General features: G+C 58.8%; 19 protein-coding genes. 10 read left to right on the top strand and 9 right to left on the bottom strand.

Annotated features, from left to right (window positions below):
* Together ABK249_RS24015 and ABK249_RS24010 are read right to left on the bottom strand one after the other, a co-directional pair.
* Window positions 1–802 (bottom strand): PAS domain-containing protein (locus ABK249_RS24015; protein ID WP_348864228.1); only part of this gene is annotated, 802 nt, incomplete at its 3' end.
* Between the two features lie 22 nt (window positions 803–824).
* Window positions 825–1574, bottom strand: coding sequence for a cyclic nucleotide-binding domain-containing protein (locus tag ABK249_RS24010; protein WP_037152862.1), 750 nt, complete (start codon window positions 1572–1574; stop codon window positions 825–827).
* A 107-nt stretch (window positions 1575–1681) separates the two neighbouring features.
* Here ABK249_RS24010 and ABK249_RS24005 point away from each other — a divergent pair, with 107 nt between their 5' ends.
* On the top strand, window positions 1682–2410 hold the full coding sequence (locus ABK249_RS24005; RefSeq protein WP_037152864.1) for a response regulator: 729 nt from the start codon (window positions 1682–1684) through the stop codon (window positions 2408–2410).
* Here ABK249_RS24005 and ABK249_RS24000 read toward each other — a convergent pair.
* Window positions 2383–2895: a hypothetical protein gene (locus tag ABK249_RS24000; RefSeq protein ID WP_227703996.1), complete on the bottom strand. Its 513-nt coding sequence runs from the start codon at window positions 2893–2895 to the stop codon at window positions 2383–2385. The genes ABK249_RS24005 and ABK249_RS24000 overlap by 28 nt on opposite strands.
* A gap of 329 nt (window positions 2896–3224) precedes the next feature.
* On the opposite strand from ABK249_RS24000, the gene ABK249_RS23995 reads away from it, so the two are divergent.
* Together ABK249_RS23995 and ABK249_RS23990 are read left to right on the top strand one after the other, a co-directional pair.
* Window positions 3225–3452, top strand: coding sequence for a hypothetical protein (locus ABK249_RS23995; protein WP_227703997.1), 228 nt, complete (start codon window positions 3225–3227; stop codon window positions 3450–3452).
* 266 nt (window positions 3453–3718) lie between these two features.
* The gene (locus ABK249_RS23990; protein ID WP_227703998.1) at window positions 3719–4243 is read left to right on the top strand and encodes an Hsp20/alpha crystallin family protein; all 525 of its coding nucleotides are present in this window, start codon (window positions 3719–3721) and stop codon (window positions 4241–4243) included.
* A gap of 249 nt (window positions 4244–4492) precedes the next feature.
* On the opposite strand, the gene ABK249_RS23985 is transcribed toward ABK249_RS23990, so the two are convergent.
* On the bottom strand, window positions 4493–4936 hold the full coding sequence (locus tag ABK249_RS23985) for a baeRF12 domain-containing protein (protein ID WP_037153703.1): 444 nt from the start codon (window positions 4934–4936) through the stop codon (window positions 4493–4495).
* Between the two features lie 233 nt (window positions 4937–5169).
* Between ABK249_RS23985 and groL the strand changes: the two genes are divergently transcribed.
* On the top strand, window positions 5170–6789 hold the full coding sequence (gene groL / locus ABK249_RS23980) for a chaperonin GroEL (protein ID WP_227703999.1): 1620 nt from the start codon (window positions 5170–5172) through the stop codon (window positions 6787–6789).
* A 49-nt stretch (window positions 6790–6838) separates the two neighbouring features.
* Here groL and ABK249_RS23975 read toward each other — a convergent pair whose 3' ends face one another.
* Entirely contained in the window at window positions 6839–7783 is a 945-nt protein-coding gene (locus tag ABK249_RS23975; RefSeq protein WP_227704000.1) for a glucokinase, read from the bottom strand.
* A 158-nt stretch (window positions 7784–7941) separates the two neighbouring features.
* Here ABK249_RS23975 and ppsA point away from each other — a divergent pair, with 158 nt between their 5' ends.
* The 6 genes from ppsA to ABK249_RS23945 all read left to right on the top strand — a co-directional run bounded on the left by ppsA (window position 7942) and on the right by ABK249_RS23945 (window position 15906).
* Window positions 7942–10323 carry a phosphoenolpyruvate synthase gene (gene ppsA / locus ABK249_RS23970; protein WP_407722126.1) on the top strand — a complete coding sequence of 794 codons (2382 nt, stop codon included), beginning with the start codon at window positions 7942–7944 and terminating at the stop codon, window positions 10321–10323.
* A 241-nt stretch (window positions 10324–10564) separates the two neighbouring features.
* Window positions 10565–12049, top strand: a complete 1485-nt coding sequence (gene arcD / locus ABK249_RS23965; protein WP_320443032.1) for an arginine-ornithine antiporter — start codon at window positions 10565–10567, stop codon at window positions 12047–12049.
* A 12-nt stretch (window positions 12050–12061) separates the two neighbouring features.
* Window positions 12062–13276, top strand: coding sequence for an arginine deiminase (locus ABK249_RS23960; protein WP_037152882.1), 1215 nt, complete (start codon window positions 12062–12064; stop codon window positions 13274–13276).
* 13 nt (window positions 13277–13289) lie between these two features.
* A complete protein-coding gene (gene argF / locus ABK249_RS23955) occupies window positions 13290–14291 on the top strand; it encodes an ornithine carbamoyltransferase (protein WP_037152885.1) in 1002 nt (333 codons plus the stop codon).
* A gap of 2 nt (window positions 14292–14293) precedes the next feature.
* Window positions 14294–15217: a carbamate kinase gene (gene arcC / locus ABK249_RS23950; RefSeq protein WP_348864226.1), complete on the top strand. Its 924-nt coding sequence runs from the start codon at window positions 14294–14296 to the stop codon at window positions 15215–15217.
* A gap of 158 nt (window positions 15218–15375) precedes the next feature.
* Entirely contained in the window at window positions 15376–15906 is a 531-nt protein-coding gene (locus ABK249_RS23945) for a flavin reductase family protein (protein WP_227705214.1), read from the top strand.
* Between the two features lie 232 nt (window positions 15907–16138).
* Here ABK249_RS23945 and ABK249_RS23940 read toward each other — a convergent pair whose 3' ends face one another.
* The 4 genes from ABK249_RS23940 to ABK249_RS23925 all read right to left on the bottom strand — a co-directional run bounded on the left by ABK249_RS23940 (window position 16139) and on the right by ABK249_RS23925 (window position 21557).
* Window positions 16139–16576 carry a hypothetical protein gene (locus ABK249_RS23940; RefSeq protein ID WP_227704003.1) on the bottom strand — a complete coding sequence of 146 codons (438 nt, stop codon included), beginning with the start codon at window positions 16574–16576 and terminating at the stop codon, window positions 16139–16141.
* 177 nt (window positions 16577–16753) lie between these two features.
* Window positions 16754–18319 carry a SpoVR family protein gene (locus ABK249_RS23935; protein WP_227704004.1) on the bottom strand — a complete coding sequence of 522 codons (1566 nt, stop codon included), beginning with the start codon at window positions 18317–18319 and terminating at the stop codon, window positions 16754–16756.
* Complete coding sequence (locus ABK249_RS23930) at window positions 18316–19593, bottom strand: YeaH/YhbH family protein (RefSeq protein WP_227704005.1); 1278 nt, start codon at window positions 19591–19593, stop codon at window positions 18316–18318. The genes ABK249_RS23935 and ABK249_RS23930 overlap by 4 nt, the downstream gene beginning before the upstream one ends.
* Before the next feature lie 20 nt (window positions 19594–19613).
* The gene (locus tag ABK249_RS23925; RefSeq protein ID WP_037152899.1) at window positions 19614–21557 is read right to left on the bottom strand and encodes a PrkA family serine protein kinase; all 1944 of its coding nucleotides are present in this window, start codon (window positions 21555–21557) and stop codon (window positions 19614–19616) included.
* Window positions 21558–21750 lie beyond the last annotated feature (193 nt).

Raw genomic sequence — 21750 nt, 5'->3', positions numbered from 1 at the left:
CCTCCATCTTCTGCGATTGCCTCAGTTCTTCCTCGATCTTGTGGCGGCTGGTGAGGTCGCGGATGAAGCCGGTGAAGATGCGCTTGCCATTGGTGATCGCCTCGCCCACCGCAAGCTCCATGGGAAACACGGATCTGTCTTTCCGCTGACCGGTAACCACGCGACCGTACCCGATGATGCGACGCTCGCCTGTCGTCAGATATCGCGTAAGATAGCCATCATGAGCCTCCCGGTCCGGCGACGGCATCAGCATCTTGACGTTGTGACCACAAACTTCATTCGCCGAATATCCGAAAAGCTGCTCCGCTGCGGCGCTGAAAGACGTGATGATGCCGATTTCGTCAATGACGACCATCGCCTCGGGAACCGTATCCAGGATCGACCGCAGATGCGCCTCCCGTCCGGCAAGATCGTTCTGGACCTTTTTCATATCCGTGATGTCGTTGTTCGTCTGGATGATGATCGTCCGTTCATCCGGTGACGGATTGAGTGCGACCCAGCGGGTGGCGACGAAAATCCGCTGACCATTTCGGTGCCGGTGAACGACCTCCCCTTCCCACGAATGGTCGGTCTGGACCTGTCGGCGAATGATATCCAGCGGCTCAGGAAACTCTGTTGCCAGAAGCTCGTGAATAACGCTACCGACAACCTCATCCTGCGACCAGCCGTATAGGCTCTCGCATCCCTTCGTCCAGCGCGTAATGACGCCATCCAACCCGTGAACGATGAGGTTGGCATCATCCAGAAGGCTGGTTACGGCATCGAGCTGATTTTCGGTATCGACAAGCGTCTTTTCGTTCATATGTCTTCCGTGAGCGGTACCGCTAATGGCGGCGCCGCTCACCATGAACGACGAAATCCCGCCTGCTGTCCTCATATTCATCGCCGTCCCCGGCGAGTTGCGCAAGCGTCGCAGGCTTGATGATCCGGAGCGAATGTCGACCGGCCGGACCGAGGACGCCCTTGCTGGTCAGCTTGGTGATCGTGCGGGAAACGGTTTCGATTGTTAGACCCAGATAGTCACCCATGTCCAGCCGAGTCATCGGCAAATCGACGATAGGCTGCAACGCACCTTCCGACATTGTCCGTCTGAGGTACTTCAGAAGAAAGCTGCAGAGCCGCTCCTCGGCGTTCTTGCAGGAGAGAAGAACCATCTGATCCTGGGCTGCGGCCATCTCGTCGCAGACATGGGCGAAGACCTGCGGGCGGAGTTCCTCCGAATCCGCAACAGCCATATCGAATGCCTTGCGGGTGAGACGGCGAACCTTTGTAGCGGTGATCGCTTCGGCACTGTAAAGATAGTTGCCCTTCAGGGAGACGCCGACGATATCGCCAGCATGCACGAAACCTGTAATAATGCGCCGGCCGTCAGAAATGATTCTGAAGATGCGGAGCGTGCCTTCAATCACATCGAAAACATGTTTGGCACTGTCGCCCTCGAAAAACAGCGACTGACCCGGGGTCAGATGTTCAACGGGCTGCCTTGCGAAAAGAGTGTGCAGGCAACTCTGTTCTCCAAGTTCCGTGGCCCTTGCGATCTCGTATCCATGAATGCGGTTGCTGGTGAGAAACATGGCGCTGCCTCCGTCTTTCGATGGATACAGTTGACCGAAGCCAGGTAACACGCGAATGCTAATAGTGTGAAACACGGTTCGATTTTGTAACAGACGGTAACAGGCCGATGCCAATTCTCTCATCCAGTACCGTCCGTATTCTCGTCGTCGATGATGATCCTCGCATTCGGCAGATGCTGACGCGTTATTTCGAGGACGAGGGATACTCGGTGAGCACCGCCGCCGACGGCACGGAAATGAAAAGCCAGTTCAGGCATAAGGAGATAGACATCATCCTGCTCGATCTTTCCCTGCCCGGCGGACAGGATGGCCTCGACCTTGCGCGCGAAATTCGAAGCCAGTCGGACGTACCGATCATGATGCTGACAGGGCGTGACGATGTCGTCGACCGGATCATCGGCATCGAGATTGGGGCAGACGACTATATCGCCAAACCTTTCCATCTCCGCGAGGTGCACGCACGGCTGAAATCGATCCTCAGGCGGCGCCAGCCGAGCATCGCCAGGACGGAGGCCAACGAGGACAAGATCATCCATTTCGAAGGATGGACACTCAATCTTTCGAGGCGGCAGTTGCTGGCTCCGGACGGCTCCGAGGTAGAACTCACGACCGGCGAGTTCGACATGCTCACGGCCTTTCTCGAGAATGCCGGACGCGTCCTGACGCGTGACTTCCTGATGGATTCGACGAGGGGACGCCAGCTTGAGGCCTTCGACCGGACGATCGACGCTCAGATCGTGCGCCTGCGCAGAAAAATCGAGGCGGATGCCAGCAATCCGCAATTGATCAAGGCCATCCGCGGCGTCGGCTACATCTTCACCGGCAAGATCGACTGAAGTGCATCGTTGAGGTCAGTGTTCAGGTCATAGACCAGGCCGTTATTCCGGGGCTCCGTCTCCTTGAGATCTTCAAGGCTCTTCCAGTCCCTCGCCACCACCCTCCAGAAATGGATCTTCTCGCAACCTGTTTCCGCCGCCCGTTGTTTGATGACTTCGAAGAGCCGCTTTGCAATGTCCTGCTCATTGAAAAGGCTGATCGATGCACAGACCGGTACCTCCAATTGACGCGCGGAAGGCGGATGATCACGAACGAAGACGTAACATAGTCCCCGAAGATAACCTTTGGTGTCGGTGACAGTCAGCCAATCGTGGCGCGACACCTCCGTCGCCGTTATGATTCGCCATGTTTCGAGCCCCATTCCAGGCATGATCAATTGTATCACCGCAAAGGCACGGTGGACATCTGCCGCTTTCAGGACTCCTGTTTCGTAACCCGCGTCCATTTCGCAACCCCGCCAGAAGACCCGCGAGTAGTCTCTCACGAGTGCCAGCATCCAAAGGTTCAAAGCCTATCTCTGCTGCGGTCACCGACATTGATCGGGGTCAACACGGATCAATCGATTTCGAAACTGGCCAAACGCTGGCTTCCTTACGGCGGCATGACAAGTAGCTTGAAGGTCTGCAAAAAGCACCAACCGGCAGTGATCATATTGCAATCATGCGCTCTTCAGATTGCGCGCCAGCTTTGATCTTGGTCACGGACAGCAGCCAAACCGCGGCTATTCTTCTTGCTTCAGATAAGGAGGATACCATGCCATTGACGCTGAAATCGGGATTTCTCACGTCGTCCGGATACGAAGGACGCCTTATAATGAGTTCTGGGGCCGGCGATCAGGTTGTTGTGGTCACCCATGATGCACTTGCAGCGATTGCCGACCCGCCGCGTGTCGATGAATTCAGGCTGCAGGAATACATCGAGACCTTCAGCCGTATCGCAAGTGAAAAGTTCGATGGTGGCCTGTTCGATTCAACCGGCCATGTCTGTGTCACCGTCGGTGATATCCGCAAATGGCGGACTTCGCCGACGCGCGTCCACTGAAAACAGCTCACGATTTGCCTTCCTGTTGGAACATGAAAACAGGCACACCTCACATTTTCACCTGTTTAACAAAAACAGCGCAGGCCGACATCCTGAGCGCCTCAAGGCGGCAGTGAACACCTCAACTGTTTGACGCGCGTCAATGTGGCCTCGGTCCATGAGGTTTTTCATGACGGCGCTCGATCAAGAGCTGATAACGGGACTGCACAGGCACCTTCGCGATGCTTCCATGCAGCATCCCTTCTTCGGAAAATAGGAGAAAAATCATGCCTGAGCCAGCAACCAGACTTCCAGTCCAGAAAGATGAAAAGCCGATACAGCCGACAGGTAGCTTCTGGTCTCCATTTGAAACCCTTCGCACTGAAATCGACCGGCTGTTCGATGACTTCGTCCCGGCGTCCTGGCGCCCGCTGGAACGCTCCCTGTTCACTCGGGCGCCATCTCCGAGCGGATGGTCCATTGCGCCAGCCGTCGATGTGGTCGAAAAGGACGACGCATTCGAAATCACCGCTGAAGTCCCCGGCATCGATGAGAAGAACCTCGAGGTCAAGCTTTCGAACGGCTACCTGACGATCCGCGGCGAAAAGAATGAAGAAAAGGAAGAGAAGCGGAAGGAGTATCGCCATTCCGAGCGGCGGTACGGCTCCTTCCAGCGGACATTCCAGCTTCCCGAAGGTGTCGATGCCGACAAGGTGGAAGCGGCCTTCGAAAAGGGTATCCTGAAAGTCAAGCTTCCCAAGAGCGCCGATGCGAAGAAGAACGAACGCAAGGTGGAAATCAAGACAGCTTGATCCATCGCCTCAAAGGGAAGGCGCGCTCCAGCATGGTGCGCGCCTTTTTGTATATTTTGCCGGTTGTATATTTTGCCGGATATCCCCAGCTGCCCGGCAAGCGAAAACGCCGTTTCCCAAGGTGAGCTTGTGAAACGGCGAGTTGAATCTGCGGCTGATGGAAGCGTTGCATGTCTCGGGTTTTGAATGAAGGGCGATCTGCTACCCGCCGCCGCCTCCACCAAAATCCTCCCAAGCGGGCGAATGCAGTCAGAAAGACAAGTGTTTCTCGATCTCCTGCACCGGCAGATTGACGAGGTCCTTGGCGTATTCCGCGACGATCCGGCGCTTGACTGCCTCGGGCATCGCCTGCCGCAAGTCGGCGAGCGCCTTCGGCGGAGCGACAATGAAGAGCTTGTCGATGTCGTTCTCCTCGCAGATCGCCTCCAGCTTTTCGGCGATCATGGCGGAGAAGCGATCCTCTTCCAACTCGTGAAAATCGGTCTGGCCGACGCTGCTGCGATGGCTGCCGGTCGCCGTGCGGCCGGGCCTGTCCGTGCCCTGTTCGTGGGTCGGGGCGTTCTTGGGAGCCTCGATCACCTGCTCGACTTCCAGCGTCAGGTTGAAAGCTGTGCCGGTATTGCGCAGCAGAAGCGCCTTCTTTGCATCCGAAACGAGGACCCGCGCGTTATAGGGAATGATTTTCGTGTTCATCGCTTCATCCTTCTCATGAATGGGATCAACATAGTGGTTCAGATGGAGCGCAGTTTGATCGGCGTCAATCTTCAATGCCGACTACAGCGGGTGAAAAAGCCGTGCAGCATTTTTGACGCCGGTCAAACGCTCGCACCCCGAGCTGGTTCATTGTTCGGCGTCAGGCTGGGAGTGACGCGCGGACGCGTCAGCAGAGGATGTCTCGGCAGCCCAGGCAGCCATAGGAGCCGATCATGCCGCATAAGCAAGTGCTTTTCAGAACCGAAGCCCGGGGCAAGGTACTCCAGGGCGCCACACAACTGGCCGACGCGGTTCGCCTCACCCTGGGCCCGAAGTCGAAATCCGTTCTCATCGAAAAGAAGTGGGGCACGCCGATCATCTGTAATGACGGCGTGACAATCGCAAAGGAGTTCGACCTCAAGGACCCGGAGGAAAATCTCGGAGCGAGAATGCTGCGCGCGGCTGCCGAGAAGACGGGCGAGATTGTGGGCGACGGAACAAGCACCTCGACCGTGCTGGCGCATGCGATGCTTGCCGACGGCCACCGCAATGTCGTCGCGGGAGCAAATGCAATCGACCTAAAACGCGGCCTCGACCGGGGTGTAGCACGGGCGATAAAAGCCCTGCGGGGCATTTCGCATCCGATCACCACCGATAAAGAAAGGCAGCAGGTGGCGGCGATCTCGGCCCATAATGACGAGGCCATCGGCAAGCTTGTTGCCGACGCCATGGCGAAGGTCGGCAAGGAGGGCGTTATCACCGTGGAGGAATCCAAGACGGTGGAGACGCGCCTCGACGTGGTCGAAGGCATGCAGTTTGACCGCGGGTATATTTCGCCCTATTTCGCGACCGATCCGGAAAAGATGGAGACCATCCTTGAAGACGTCCGGATCCTGATATCCGACCGGAAGATTTCGGCGCTCGGCGACATGGTGGGCCTGCTTGAAGAGATCGCGAAATCCGGCAGACCGATTCTTGTCATCGCCGAGGACGTTGACGGTGAGGCGCTCGCCACACTGATCGTCAACCACATTCGCGGAACGTTGCACAATTGTGCGGTCAAGGCTCCCGGGTTCGGTGACCGCCGAAAGGAAATGCTTCGCGACATGGCGGTTCTGACGGGCGCCCAGGTTATCTCCGAAGACCTCGGTTTCAAGCTTGAAAACGTAACGCAGGACCAGCTCGGGACTGCCGCACGCGTAATCGTCGACAAGGATACGACGACCATCATCGGTGGCGGCGGCAATCAGGCAGCGATCAAAGGGCGCACGGACCAGATTCGCAAGGAAATCGAAAAGACGACCAGCGATTACGATAGAGAAAAGCTTCAGGAGCGGTTGGCAAAACTTTCCGGCGGGGTCGCCGTGATTCGGGTCGGCGCCCCTTCCGAGGCGGAGGTCAAGGCCAAGAAGGAGGCTTTGGACGACGCAATCAATGCCACCAAAGCGGCCGTCGAAGAAGGCGTGGTGCCGGGCGGTGGACTTGCGCTGCTGCGCTGCATAAAGGCGGTCGAAGAGGAAGAAGAATTGTGTGAAGGCGACGAGCGGACGGGCGTGCAGATCCTGAAGCGGGCCCTTGAAGCTCCTGCCCGCCAGATCGCCGAAAATTCCGCGGTCGACGGCGGCGTCGTCATTGCGAGGATGCTCGAAAGCAAAGGAAACATCGGCTTCGACGCCTCGCGCAACCGCTATGTGGACCTGCTTCAGGAAGGCATTATCGACCCGACGAAGGTCGTGCGCGTCGCATTGGAGAATGCGGTATCGGTTGCCAGCGTGCTTCTTCTGACGGAGGCAACCATGACGGAAATTCCGGAACCGACCATACCGCCGGCTCCCGCGCCCATCGGAATGTAGACGGGAACGAAGTGGAGCGGGGCTGCTTTCCGCCCCGCTCCACCCTGCTTCAGGCAATCGCCATCGCGGCGCCCCGCAGGGCGGCATTCAGCGCCGTGATGATATAGACAGGCGCCGTCGAGGAATATGCAGCCCTGCCGCTCGCGGCCTCAAAGGTATCCTTGCTCAAAACTTCGAGCATCCGTGTCGGCATCTCTCCGGCAAGATAGAGACCGCCTTCAGCGCCAGTCGCCAGGACAAAATCATTTGAGAAGCGGCCAAGCCAAAGACCGAAGCGCTTCAGCGTATCGACTGCCGAAGGCTCCTTATCTTTGCAGGCGGCAGCAACGATCGCCGCGACGGTCGAATATCGTCCTGTTGCTCCGGCCTGTCGCGAGATCGCACCGCTGAGCGCAACCATTCCTGCAGAGGTCAGGATGCTCCCGGCGCTGGTACCGCCAACCTCCTGCCGCACCTGCTCCAGCAGCCAGAGATCCTCCTCGTCGGCGGCACCCAAAAACATGCCGCCTGCCTTACTGGGCAATACCGACCACTTCCCTCCACCTGGAACAGCGATTGCGGCTTCAAGCTTTTCCCCCAGGGAGATAACCGCTCTCGGCTTATCTGCAAGCGTGGAAGTCCCCGCGATCTTGCGAACGTCGTGGCGGCCCAGGAGCTCCGTGGCCCTCGCGATCGCATCGATATCGGCGATCAACGTGACGCTGTCGAGATCGAGGGCGCCTTCGAGCTCTTTGCCCGTAAAGGTTCGCGAGAGATTGGCAATATGAGCGCGATCTTTTTCGATAGAGCCCGCAATGGCGAGGCTTGCGATCTTCGGATATTTCGCCAGTGACTTCAGATAGGCGAAAAGCGCCTGCTGGACCGAGGAGAAATCCCCCGCCTTGAAATTCACCAGATGGTCGATCGTCAGTTCATCGATATCCGCAATGGCAAAGCGCAGATGGTGGGACCCAATCTCTCCGACGATCGCGTGCCGGTCCGACGACATCAACATGTTCGTGCCTCGCTATGGTGTGAAAACCCAACGATAAACTGCCGGATGGCAAACAGGCTCACCTTGATGAGGATCAAGGTGAGCGGCGTCGACCCCAATAAGCTGACTGACATCACAAAATGTCCGCAGGGGCCTGAAAGGAGTTCACGATGAGCAGAATGGCGCAGCCTGCCATCTGGTTCGAGGAGCTGCGTCGCAGCGACGTCGCCAAGGTCGGAGGCAAGAACTCCTCTCTCGGCGAGATGATCCAGACCCTGTCGGCGAAGGGGATCAGCGTTCCCGCAGGATTCGCGACGACCGCCGACGCCTATTGGAACTATGTGGATACCAACGGTCTGAGGCAGGCCATCGCTGCACTTGTCGCAGATTGGCAGGACGGCAAGGTGGGCCTCGCCGAAACCGGAGCAGCCATCCGAAAGCTCTTCCTGCGCGGCGATTGGCCGAAAGCAACCGCCGAAGCCATCATCGCGGACTATCGCACCCTTTCCCTGCGCGCGGGACGCAGTGACGTCGCCGTCGCGGTCCGTTCGAGCGCCACCGCCGAAGACCTGCCGGATGCAAGCTTTGCGGGGCAGCAGGAAACCTTCCTCAATATCAGCGGCGAGAAAGCGCTACTGGATGCCTGCCGCCGCTGCTACGCCTCGCTCTTCACCGACAGGGCGATCTCGTATCGCCAGACGAAGGGTTTCGACCACATGAAGGTCGCGTTGTCGATCGGCGTTCAGCAGATGGTGCGTTCCGACCTCGGCGGCTCCGGCGTCATGTTCTCGATCGACACCGAGACCGGCTTCGACAAGGTGGTCCTGATCAATGCGGCCTGGGGGCTTGGCGAGAACGTCGTGCAGGGCACTGTCGATCCGGATGAATACCAGGTCTTCAAGCCCCTCCTGCAGGACAGTTCGCTGAGCCCTATCATTGCGAAGACATGCGGCGCAAAGGAAAAGAAGATGATCTACGGCTCCGGAAGTGAGCCGACGCGAAACGTACCCACGTCCAAGGTGGAACGGGCGGCATTCGTCCTTGACGACCAGGCTATCCTGAAGCTCTCGCGGTGGGCGGCGATCATCGAAGAGCATTACGGCTGCCCGATGGACATGGAATGGGCCCGCGACGGCGAGACCGGCGAACTGTTTATCGTCCAGGCAAGGCCCGAGACCGTACAGTCGAACCGCCAGACGGGCGTCTTCAAGAGCTACACGATCCGCAAGAAGGGGCGAAAGCTGGCCGCGGGGCTGTCGATCGGCGACGCGGTCGTCTCCGGGCGTGTCTGCCTGATCGAGACGGCCAAGGACATCGACCAGTTCGTGGACGGATCGGTTCTGGTCACTGCGACCACCGATCCCGACTGGGTGCCGATCATGAAACGGGCGGCGGCGATCGTCACCGACCATGGTGGGCGCACGTCGCATGCGGCGATCGTCAGTCGTGAGCTCGGCCTGCCGGCGGTCGTCGGCACAGGCAATGCCACCAGCATCTTCCATACCGGCCAGGAAGTGACGGTTTCCTGCGCCGAAGGCGAGGACGGCTTCATCTACGAAGGCATCGCGGAATATGAAGAGAAGACGCTTGATGTCGCCGGCCTGCCAGCCACGAAAACCAAGGTCATGCTGAACCTGGCAAATCCGGGGGCCGCTTTCCGCTGGTGGCGGCTGCCCGCCGACGGCGTGGGGTTGGCCCGCATGGAATTCGTCATCAGCAATGCGATCCGCATCCATCCGATGGCGCTTGTCCATTATGACCACCTGAAGGACGAAGCGGCGAAGAACGAGATCGCCGCACTGACGAAGGGGTATGACGACAAGCCCGAATATTTCGTCGACAACCTTGCCCGCGGCCTCGCCCGGATTGCCGCCGCGGTTCATCCCAAGCCGGTGATCGTCCGGATGAGCGACTTCAAGACGAACGAATATGCCGGCCTGCTGGGCGGCGCGGAGTTCGAGCCGAAGGAGGAGAACCCCATGCTCGGCTTCCGCGGCGCCTCCCGCTATTATTCACCGCGCTACCGCGAGGGTTTTGCGCTCGAATGCCGTGCCATCCGCAAACTGCGCAACGAACTCGGCTTCAGGAATGTCATCGTGATGATCCCCTTCTGCCGCTCCGTCGGCGAGGCGGAAAAGGTTTTGAGTGTCATGGCGGAAAACGGCCTGTCGCGCGGGGTTGACGATCTGCAGATCTATGTGATGTGCGAGATCCCGTCGAACGTCATCCTCGCCAAGGAGTTCGCGCGCCATTTCGACGGCTTCTCGATCGGCTCCAACGACCTGACGCAGCTTACGCTTGGCGTCGACCGTGACGCGGGCGATCTCGCCGACCTCTTCGATGAGCAGGATCCGGCGGTCAAATGGATGATCCGCAGTGTCATTTCGGAAGCGGGCAAGGCTGGCGCCAAGATCGGCATCTGCGGACAGGCACCGAGCGATTACCCGGACTTCGCCGGCTTCCTGGTCGAATGCGGCATCGACAGCATTTCCGTCAGCCCCGACAGCTTCATGGCGGTGAAGCGGAAGGTGGCCGAAGCCGAGCGGGACAGAAAGGCATGAGGGTCGCGCAGCCGTCCGCGTGACGGCATTGCTTTTCAAGGCCGCGAAGAATATCGCGGCCTTCCCGATGTCGGGGCAGCTTGGGTCGACGGCCGAGCGAACACTATTTTAGAGAAATTTCCCATTGTTTCCAATCGGATATCGAAAATCTCCTCCCTGCACCCGGTTTGACTGCGATCAATGTTCCCGCCCCGGCAGCATGGTCTGATCCCCGCAGTTTCCAACACCGGGAGATAACGCCATGGCTTCGACTGACATGAAGGTTGGGGGGACGGCTGTCCCCGATATCAATGGAAAGGCGGAAGCACCCCATCAAAAGCTTCACCTCGGATCGCTGACGGCCCTGGTCGTCGGCTCGATGATCGGGTCGGGCGTCTTCAGCCTTCCGCAGAACATGGCCGCCGGCGCCGGTCCGCTGGCGATTATCATCGGCTGGGCGATCACCGCGATCGGCATGCTGGCTCTCGTTTTCGTCTACCAATCGCTGGCGACCCGCAAGCCCGACCTGAATGCCGGCCCTTATGCCTATGCCAAAGCCGGATTCGGCCCCTTCGTCGGCTTCAACAGTGCCTGGGGTTACTGGCTGAGTGCCTGGATCGGCAACGTTTCCTATGCGGTCGTGGTCTTCAGCGCCCTCTCCTATTTCTTCCCCTCCTTCGGCGACGGGAACACCTGGCAGGCAATCATCGGCGCCTCGGTGCTTCTATGGCTCGTCCATGCCCTGATCATGGCGGGCATCCGCGAGGCCGCGGTCGTCAATCTGATCGTGACGGTGGCCAAGATCGCGCCCATCATCCTGTTCATCGGCGTTGTGGTCGTCGCCTTCAAGGTCGATGTCTTCTCCGCCGATTTTTCCGGTCTCGGCAATGCAAGCCTCGGCTCGATCACCGATCAAGTGAAGAGCACCATGCTGGTCACCCTGTGGGTTTTCATCGGCATCGAGGGCGCAAGCGTCTATTCGGCCCGGGCTGAGCGCCGCAAGGATATCGCGACCGCGACGATCAGCGGCTTCCTGGTCTGCCTGGCCCTCTATGCTCTCGTATCGCTGCTCTCGCTCGGCATCCTCAACCAGCCGGAACTCGCCGCGCTCAAGAACCCGTCGATGGCAGGCGTTCTCGAAGCGGTCGTCGGCCCCTGGGGTGCGATCCTGATCAACATCGCGCTGGTCGTCTCGGTCGCCGGCGCGTTCCTGAGCTGGACGCTTCTGGCTGCGGAAATCCCGCTTGCCGCGGCCAAGGACGGCACGATGCCGGCCTTTTTCGCCAGGGAGAGCACCCGCGGCGTTCCTTCGACATCGCTGCTGATCACCAACCTCCTGGTACAGGCCTTCCTTCTGGTCACCCTGTTTGCGCAGAGCACCTATCAGGCCCTGTTTTCGATCGCGTCGGCCGCCATCCTCGTCCCCTACATCTTTTCCGGCGCCTATGCGGCAAAGCTGGCGATGACAGGCGAAGCCTACCAGGCGGGTGAAAGCCGCACCGGTCCGATGATCGGCGGGCTAATCGCCACCATCTACGGGCTGTGGCTCGTCTATGCCGCCGGCCCCGCCTACCTCTTCATGTGCGCCGTCCTCTATGCACCCGGCATCATCTTCTATGCCGCAGCCCGCCGCCAGACCGGCCAGCAGATATTCAAACCGGTCGAAGCTCTTCTCGCCGTCGCTCTTGTCGCGGTCGGACTGCTTGCGGCCTACCAGATGTGGACCGGTGCGGTCAGCCCGTTCTGAGGAGATGGAACAATGATGACTTTAGGCGTTCATTCCGAGGTCGGGCGGCTTCGCGAAGTGATGGTGCACCGGCCGGATCTCAGCCTCCGGCGGCTTACGCCGGACAATTGCAAGGCCCTGCTCTTCGACGATGTGCTCTGGGTCAAGCGGGCGAGGCAGGAACACGACGTGTTCGTCGACACGCTGAGAGAGCGGGGCGTGGTGGTTCATTCGCTCGGCGATCTTCTTGCCGAAACGCTCGACACTGCCGACGCCAGGCAATGGCTGCTCGGCCGGAGGATCAGGCCCCCGATCGTCGGCGAGGACATGGTCGTCGAAATGCAGGCCTGGCTCAACGAGATGCCATCCGAGCAGCTTTCTGCCTATCTCGTCGGCGGCGTCGCCCGCGCCGAACTCCCGTTCGAGCCTATAGGCTTGAGCGGAAAGACGCTCGCACCGGAAGATTTCGTCCTGCCGCCGCTGCCCAACCAGCTCTTCACACGCGACAGTTCCTGCTGGATCTATGGCAGCGTGTCGGTCAATTCGATGTATTGGCAGGCACGGCGGCCGGAAGCGGCCAATGTGGAAGCCATCTATCGCTTTCACCCGCGCTTCCAGCAGAGCGACTTCCCGATCTTCTCGGCGGATGGCGAAGACGCGCCGAGCCTGGAGGGTGGCGACGTGATGCCGGTCGGTAACGGCGTCGTGCTGATCGGCATGGGCGAAAGGACAACGCCCCAGGCGGTGAGCGCCCTTGCCAAGCGGCTGTTCATCGCGGGGCTTGCGACGAGGGTCATTGCCGCCCTTATGCCGCGCGACCGCAGCTTCATGCACCTCGACACCGTCTTCACCTTTTGCGATCGCGATCTTGTGACCCTGTATCCCCCGGTCGTCGAGCGGCTGCGCAGCTTTTCCCTGCGCCCCGGAGACGTCGAAGGGACGATCGACATCCACGAGGAGAATAGATCGTTCACCGAGGTCGTGGCCGAAGCGATGGGCCTCAGGAGCCTGCGCATCGTCCAGACTGGAGGCGACCGTTACGAGGCTGAGCGCGAGCAGTGGGACGACGGCAACAACGTCGTCGCCGTCGAGCCCGGCGTGGTCGTCGCCTATGACCGCAACGTCTATACCAACACGCTTCTGCGCCGCCAGGGCGTCGAAGTCATCACCATCGAAGGCGCCGAACTCAGCCGCGGTCGCGGCGGCGGGCATTGCATGACTTGCCCCCTCGTTCGCGACGCCATTTAGAAGGGCCACCGACATGCCGATCAATCTTCATGGCAGGAGCGTCCTGTCTCTCGACGATCTCTCCTCAGACGAGATCCGCTTCCTGCTGCGCATGGCCGCGGAGCTCAAGGCTGCCAAGCTGGGCGGCTACGAGAAGCCGCGCCTGACGCGAAAAAACATCGCCCTGATCTTCGAAAAGGATTCGACCCGCACCAGAAGCGGGTTCGAGGTCGCCGCCTATGATCAGGGCGCTCACGTGACCTATATCGGCCCTTCGGGCAGCCATATCGGCCACAAGGAATCCGTGAAGGACACGGCCCGTGTGCTCGGCCGCATGTATGATGCGATCGAGTTCCGCGGCTTCGAGCAGGCGGCCGTCGAGGAGCTTGCACGGTATTCCGGCGTTCCCGTCTACAACGGCTTGACCGATATTTGGCATCCGACCCAGGTACTCGCTGACTTCATGACCATGCGGGAGTTCACCCACAAGCACCTGTCGGATACCGCCCTTGCTTTTGTCGGGGACGGCCGGGATAACGTGGCCATCTCGCTGGCGCTCGGCGCGGCCAAGGTGGGGATCGATTTCCGGCTTGTCTCCCCACGGCAGCTTTGGCCGGAACAGACATTCATCGACCATGTCAATGCCGAGGCGGCGAAGGCCGGCGGCCGGTTCGAACTCACGTCCGATGTCGCCACGGGCGTCAAGGGCGCGGATTTCATCTATACGGATGTCTGGCTCTCCATGGGGGAGGATGAATCCGCCTGGAGCGAGCGCATCAAACTGCTGGCGCCCTATCGCGTCACGGAACAGGTGATGGCGGCGACCGGCAACCCCTACAGCAAGTTCATGCACTGCCTGCCCGCATTCCACGACACCCGCACCGAAGTCGGCAGGCAGATCGCCGAAAAATACGGCATAGACTGCATGGAGGTCACCAACGCGGTCTTCGAATCCGAGGCCTCCGTCGTCTTCGATCAGGCCGAGAACCGCATGCATTCGATCAAGGCACTGCTCGTCGCGACGATCGGGGGCTAGGGATGCTGATCGTCGCCGCTCTCGGAGGCAATGCTCTCCTGCGCCGGGGTGAACCGCTAACCGCGGAAAACCAGCGCGCCAACGTCAAACGGGCGGCAGCGCCTCTCGCAGGCCTGATCACGGCCGGCCATTCCCTGGTCATTACCCATGGGAATGGTCCGCAGGTCGGCCTTCTGGCGCTTGAAACCGCCGGCGTGGATGGTGCCGACCTGCCGCTTAATGTTCTTGGAGCCGAGACCGAGGGCATGATCGGCTACATGATCGAGCAGGAGCTTGCCGGCATCCTGCAAGGCAGCCGCTTTGGTACGCTGCTGACGCTCGTCAAGGTGAACGCCGACGATCCGGCCTTCCGGAAACCCACGAAATTCATCGGCCCCGTCTATACCGAGGAAACAGCCCGCACCCTGGCGGCGAAACGCGGGTGGCAGGTTGCGCCGGATGGTGACAAATGGCGGCGCGTCGTCGCCTCGCCGGCACCGCAGGCGATCATGGAAGCCGAGGTGATCTCGCTCCTGGTGAAGCAAGGGGTCACCGTCATCTGCACCGGCGGCGGCGGCATTCCCGTTGTCGAACGAGATGATGGCAGCCTTCAAGGCATTGAGGCCGTCATCGACAAGGATGCGGCAAGCGCCCTTCTCGCCGAACAGCTTGACGCCGATATGCTGCTTCTCCTGACTGACGTCGATGCCGTCTACGCCGATTTCGGCACGCCGAACGCGCGTCCGCTTGCAAGATTGGACCCGACAGGTGTGAGGGAAGATCAATTTCCCGCAGGATCGATGCGACCAAAAGTCATGGCGGCGGCCCGTTTTTCGAAAAAAATCGGACGTCGCGCCGCAATCGGCCGCCTTGAAGACGCTTCGGCAATCGTGGCGGGCGAGAAAGGCACCGTCTTCACAACTGCCGCCGTCAGGGCACCGGATTGATCGCCGGAGAACGCCTCATATCGCGGGAGGCGAGGACGAGCCGTTGGCGAATGCCCGCCGTCGCCCGAGATTCAGGCCATGGTGAAGACACCGGATCAGACCGCTCGCGCAGCCAGTTGCGCCCCTGGATTGAGGCAAGAACGATGGCGACGAATGATATGAAGGCTCTGGCACTCGACAAGGTTTATCAATTGATTGAACCCGGCCCCGTTGTGCTGCTGACAACCAGCAGGGAGGGGGTTCCCAATGTCATGACCATGTCATGGCACATGATGGTCGAATTCACGCCGCCGCTCCTGGCCTGCGTGGTATCGAGCGGCGACTACAGCTTTTCGGCGCTTGCGGCTACGGGCGAATGCGTGATCGGCATCCCTGCCGTGGAGATTGCCGAAAAGGTCGTGGCAATCGGCAATTGCTCCGGCCGCGACACGGATAAGTTCGCGCGGTTCGGACTGACGCCGCGGCCAGCGAGCCGGATCGCAGCACCGTTGATCGAAGAATGTTTCGCCAATCTGGAATGCCGGGTCGTAGAGACCCGTCTCGTCGAGCAATACAACCTCTTCGTTCTGGAGGTCGTCGCGGCATGGCACGATCCGGCGCGGGAGGCGCCGAGAACCATTCATCATCGCGGGTACGGCTCATTCACAGTGGACGGCGAGATAATTCAACTGAAGTCCCGGATGCCGTAACGGCGACTTCAGACGAACTGCCGGACATCTCCAGGGAAGATCCTCCTCGCCGGCTTCGACAGACCCCGAACAAGGTCGTGATCTCCATGACGGTTTTGGCACAGACATTTGCGTCGCGGGACGTTGCCGTCCCTACGCTCGCATGCGTGTCAGCCAATCATCCAATGGTCGAAATAAGGCGTCGCCTCCGGGGCGCCCCGGCAAACGTCGTCTCCGGAATATACAAGTTGCCCTATCTTTCGAAGAAAGCAACCAGGCGAGCAATGATGCCATTGGAATTGCGAGCAGCCAGCGACCGCACACTATGGGCTACCGTCCGGGCGCTCACGCGTGCGCCGAAATGGCAAAAGCAGACCAGTCGATGCAATTGCCGATCGCTCAGTTCGAAAAATCGCTTGGCTTCACCGTAGGTATCGTTCTCCAGGCCTGCAGCCCGAAAGACCGGATCGGCGAAAGCAACCGAGATGGCCGTCCCGTCCGCGCGCATGGCGAGACGTTCCTCTTCCGGCCGGTACTCGGTTTCGCGAAGGGTCAGAAGCAATAAATCCGGATCACGATCGAGGAGATCGGCCCACCGTTCGAGCCGTTCGCTACGCGACATTTCAGGACGAGGATAGGTGCGGTTGATCTTGGCAATAGCCTTGAGCTGATCGACGGCATGCTGTTCCATTATGGCCTCCTATTTTAACAAAAATAGCGCGCCCGTCCCAACTTCTACCGTGATACCAACCCGCCTGAATGTCCAATCACGATTGGACATTCAGGCACTATTTACGTTCATCCTTCAACTATAATTGATTGCCCAAGACAGGGTCCGAGGATGCTGCAGCATATGCCGCGAAACTTCTCAGGAAAATCGAGAATCCGCAAACAAGGAACGCGGATGTGCTACATGTTCCTTCACCACCTTCTCTGAGCTGTCGATTTCCTGCAGCAGGACATCATAACTCCAGAGATCGGCAAGGTGCTGCAGGACAAGTTTGGTCTCGCTCTCGTCAAGAGGCCAATCGTTGAGCACCTTATGCTGCAACAGCAGGCGGCGGTCGCCAGCAAGATCCACATCGACAACTTCTATTCCCGGATCCGTCCAGCCGATGTCGTATTCGCGAGCAAGCTGCCGACGAATGCGCCTATAGCCACGCTCGTCATGGATGGCCGACACAAGAATGCCGTCCAGCATATCCGGATCGTCGTGGAGCTGGAAAAGGCGCCATTGGCGGATCAGGTGCGGACTGAGGAACTGCCCGACGAAACTCTCGTCCCGATAGCTGGCCCAGATATCTCGCAGCACAGAGACCGGATCGTTGCGCCCGGCGATGTCCGGAAACCATTCGCGATCTTCGTCGGTCGGGTTCGTCACGATGCGCTCGATATCCTGCATCATCGCAAAGCCGAGCGCATAGGGATTGAAGTCGGAAAAGCGTCGGTCATCATAGGACGGCTGGAACACCACATTGGTGTGCGACTTCAAGAATTCGAGATAGTGCCCGTCACCGATCTGTCCGCGTTCGTGCAGTCTCGTCATGATCTTGTAATGAACATAGGTGGCGGTGCCCTCGTTCATCACTTTGGTTTGGCGCTGCGGATGGAAGTATTGGGCGACATGCCGGACGATGCGCAGGATCTCCCGCTGCCACGGCTGCAGCCGCGGAGCCGACTTTTCAAGGAAGTAAAGGATGTTGTCCTGTGGCAAGCCAAGTGCCGCGCGCCGCTTGTCAAGGCTGATATCAGCCCTGCTGCGCTTGTGGCCGGCAGGGACCGTGCGCCAGAGATCGTTGAATACCTGCTCCTCGTGTGCCCGCCGCTCCTGTTCCCGCTTTTCCTCCTGCCGCAAGTCGAGCTTCGTCTTCCCGGCATAACGATGCACGCCATGCGACATCAGCGCATGGGCGGCATCCAGCGTTCGCTCTACCGCAGTCTCGCCATAACGCTCTTCGCAGCGGGCGATGTAGCCCTTTGCAAATTCAAGATAGCCAAGAATGCCTTCGGCATCCGTCCAGAGCTTGAAGAGGTAATTGTTCTTGAAAAAATGGTTGTGGCCAAATGCAGCATGCGCGATGACCAGCGCCTGCATCGTGGCGTTGTTCTCCTCCATGAGATAGGAAATGCAGGGGGAACTGTTGATGACAATCTCATAGGCCAGATCGCGCATTCCACGACGATAGAAGGCTTCGTGGTGAGCGAAGTGCTTGCCGAAGGACCAGTGGCGATAGAAGAGTGGCATGCCGATGGAGGAATAGGCGTCCAGCATCTGTTCCGACGTGATCACTTCGATCTGGTTCGGGTAGACGTCGAGCCCAAGTTCGCCAAGCGCAATTTCCTCGCAGGCATCATGAATGCGCTGAAGCGTTGGGAAATCCCAATCTGAGCCTTCAAAAAGCAGACCCCCTCGCTGTTTTACGGTCTTGATCATGGCTCTGTCTTCGAATGTGCCTGCTGCTTCTGGAAAAGGTCATGGAAGACGGGAAATATCTGGTTTCGCCGGCAGACCTTGCGCATCGCAAGAGGCAGAATATCGGAGCGTATACCTTCATAAAGGTTCCAGATCGGAGAGTCGGATGTCGAGGAATCCTCTCCTTCCTCTCCGACCTCGATATAAGCGAAATATTGGCAGAGCGGCAGAATTTCGTACTGCAGCAACTGGCCGACCAGGCTTCCGTCCGAATAGGAGTTGTCCCCATCCGAAGCCTGCGCCGCATAGATGTTCCAGTCGGTCGGATCGAAACGAGCGGCAATAATGGTACGCATAGCCAAAAGCGCGCTCGAAACCAGGGTGCCTCCGGTCGCAGGGCCATAGAAGAAGGTCTCCTCGTCTACCTCCTCCGCCTTTTCCGTATGCCGGATGAAGACGATCTCCACTTTCTCGTAACGCCGCGACAGGAAGAGATACAGCAGTATGTAAAAGCGCTTTGCCAGATCCTTCATGTGTTCCGTCATGGAGCCCGAGACATCCATCAGACAGAACATCACGGCCTTAGCAACCGGCTTCGGCGTGTTTTCGAAGCGGCGATAACGCACGTCCAGGGGATCGATATAGGGAATGCGACGGCTCTTGTCCGTCAGCGACTTCAACTCCGCCTCGAGCGCCAGACGCTTCTCCTCGCTCTCGCATTCCTCGATCTCGCGCCGCAGCGCTTCGATCTCCTCCGGCTTCGGACGGCGAAGCGCGATACGCCGCATCATGGCCAGACGCGTGGTCCGGCCAACCGCAATGTTGGAAGGAGAACCTGAAACGGTATAACCCGCGCGGGTCGGGGTTACTTCCTCGGTTTCGCTCAATCGCCGCTTCGCAAGATCGGGCAGTTCAAGATCATCGAGGAAAATATCCAAGAACTCTTCCCGGGTCAGGACAAAGCGGAAATCGTCCTCGGCATCGCCTTCGCCTGCCTCCGTTGGTCTGCCCCCGCTCCCTCCCTCGGGGCGTGGAACGATATCCCCTTCGGCGAAATCTTTGTTACCTGGCAAAACCCGGTCTCTCACCCCGCCTTCACCTCTGCGAAAGCTTGGTTCGGCCACTCCTCCTATCGGAATGCTGACTTCACCGCCGTTGAGCACATCGCGAATGTTACCGCTTTGCAAAGATCGTCTGACCGCTTGCTGCACGGCGTCCTTCGCGCGCCGAAGAAACCGTTGCCGATTTTCCAAACTTTTACCGCGCGGATTAAGCCGCCGGTCAATGATGTGCATGTGGGCTCCTAAGTGAGCATTTAACTCGCCTGCTTTACGCGCATGTACCATTCCACAAGACGTCGAACCTGTCTTTCGGTGTAGCCGCGCGCGACCATACGCGAGACAAACTCGCTGTGCTTCTTTTCGGTTTCACTATCCTTCTTCGAACCAAAGGAGATCACCGGCAAAAGGTCCTCAACCTGAGAGAACATCCTTTTTTCGATCACTTCCCTGATTTTCTCATAGCTCGTCCACGATGGGTTCTTGCCACTATTGTTGGCCCGCGCACGCAGGCTGAACTTGACGATCTCGTTTCTAAAATCCTTGGGATTGGCGATCCCGGCCGGCTTTTCGATCTTCGTCAATTCCTGATTGAGCAAGTCCCGGTCGAGAAGCTGTCCGGTGTCCGGATCCTTGAAATCGACGTCTTCGATCCAGGCATCGGCATAGGCAACATACCGGTCGAACAGGTTCTGCCCGTAATCCGCATAGGACTCCAGATAGGCTTTCTGGATTTCATTGCCGATGAACTCCGCATAGCGTGTAGCAAGATCGGCTTTGATGAACTCCAGGTAGCGCTTCTCGGTTTCCTCCGGAAACTGCTCGCGCCGGATTGCCTGTTCAAGAACATACATCAGGTGCACCGGATCCGCACCGATATCGGTGGTGTCGTAGTTGAACGTCGATGCAAGCACCTTGAAGGCAAAACGTGTCGATATTCCGTCCATGCCTTCATCGACACCCGCTGCATCCCGATATTCCTGAACGCTTCGGGCCCTCGGGTCGGTTTCTTTCAGACTCTCTCCGTCATAGGCCCTCATCTTCGAAAAGAATGTCGAGTTCTCATGTTTGCGAAGGCGTGAGAGCACCGAAAAGCGCGCAAGCATCTCGAGCGTTGCCGGGGCGCAGGAGGCATCAGCCAGCTCAGACCCTTCGATCAGCTTCTCGTAAATCTTCTGCTCTTCCGTCACCCTCAGGCAATAGGGCACCTTGATCACGCAGATGCGGTCAATGAAGGCTTCGTTGTTCTTGTTGGCCTTGAAAGTTTGCCATTCGGCTTCGTTCGAATGCGCAAGGACGATGCCGGAAAACGGAATGGCACCGATATTCTCGGTTCCCATGTAGTTTCCTTCCTGCGTCGCCGTCAGCAGCGGATGCAGCATCTTGATCGGTGCCTTGAACATCTCGACGAATTCCAGCACGCCCTGATTGGCGCGATTGAGCCCGCCTGAATAGCTGTAGGCGTCCGGATCGTTCTGCGAATAGTTCTCGAGCTTGCGGATATCGACTTTGCCGACCAGCGAGGAGACGTCCTGGTTATTCTCATCACCAGGTTCCGTCTTGGCAATTGCTATCTGCCGCAACCGCGAGGGCTGCATCCTCACCACCCGAAAACGGGATATGTCGCCGCCGAATTCATCAAGCCGCTTGAGGCACCACGGACTCATCAGTCCGCTGAGGCGACGCGTCGGGATGCCGTACTCATCGAGGAGCAACGGTCCCATGGTGATCGGATCAAAGAGGTCGAGCGGGCTTTCGAAGACAGGGCTGATTTCGTCGCCGGCCTTCAGGACGTAGATCGGGTTGACCTCCATCAACTGCTTCAGCCGCTCCGCGAGAGATGATTTGCCGCCCCCGACAGGACCGAGCAGATAGAGAATCTGTTTCCGCTCTTCGAGACCTTGTGCGGCATGACGGAAGAAGGAAACGATACGCTCGATCGTTTCTTCCATGCCGTAAAAGCCGGCAAATGCCGGATAGGTCCGGATGGTCCGATTCATGAAAATCCGACCAAGCCGCCCATCTTTCGACGTATCGACTATCTTCGGCTCGCCGATCGCCTCAAGCAGGCGCTCCGCCGCGTTGGCGTAGGCCATCGGGTCTTTCTTGCACAGCTCCAGATAGTCAGCGACGGACATGTCGGTCTCGCGCCGCGCTTCATAGTTCCGCGTGAAAGTATCGAACAAGGATTCACTCAGCATGGGGCCCTTCCATTCAAGGTGTTGCCACAGCTCAACTGCCGCAAAGATTACATGCGATGCGGCAATTCATTTTGAATCTATATGTCTCTAGACTTCATAGGACACCTCTAGGTTCCCTATGGCAATGCAAAAAAATGTGCTTCCACGATTTGTTTTATCGCGCCCCCATCAACATAGACATGATCCTGATCAA

The sequence above is a fragment of the Neorhizobium phenanthreniclasticum genome (assembly GCF_040066075.1).
GTDB lineage: Bacteria > Pseudomonadota > Alphaproteobacteria > Rhizobiales > Rhizobiaceae > Neorhizobium > Neorhizobium petrolearium.
The sequence above is the reverse complement of the archived record's forward strand: the minus strand, read 5'-3'. Positions and strand labels throughout refer to the sequence as shown.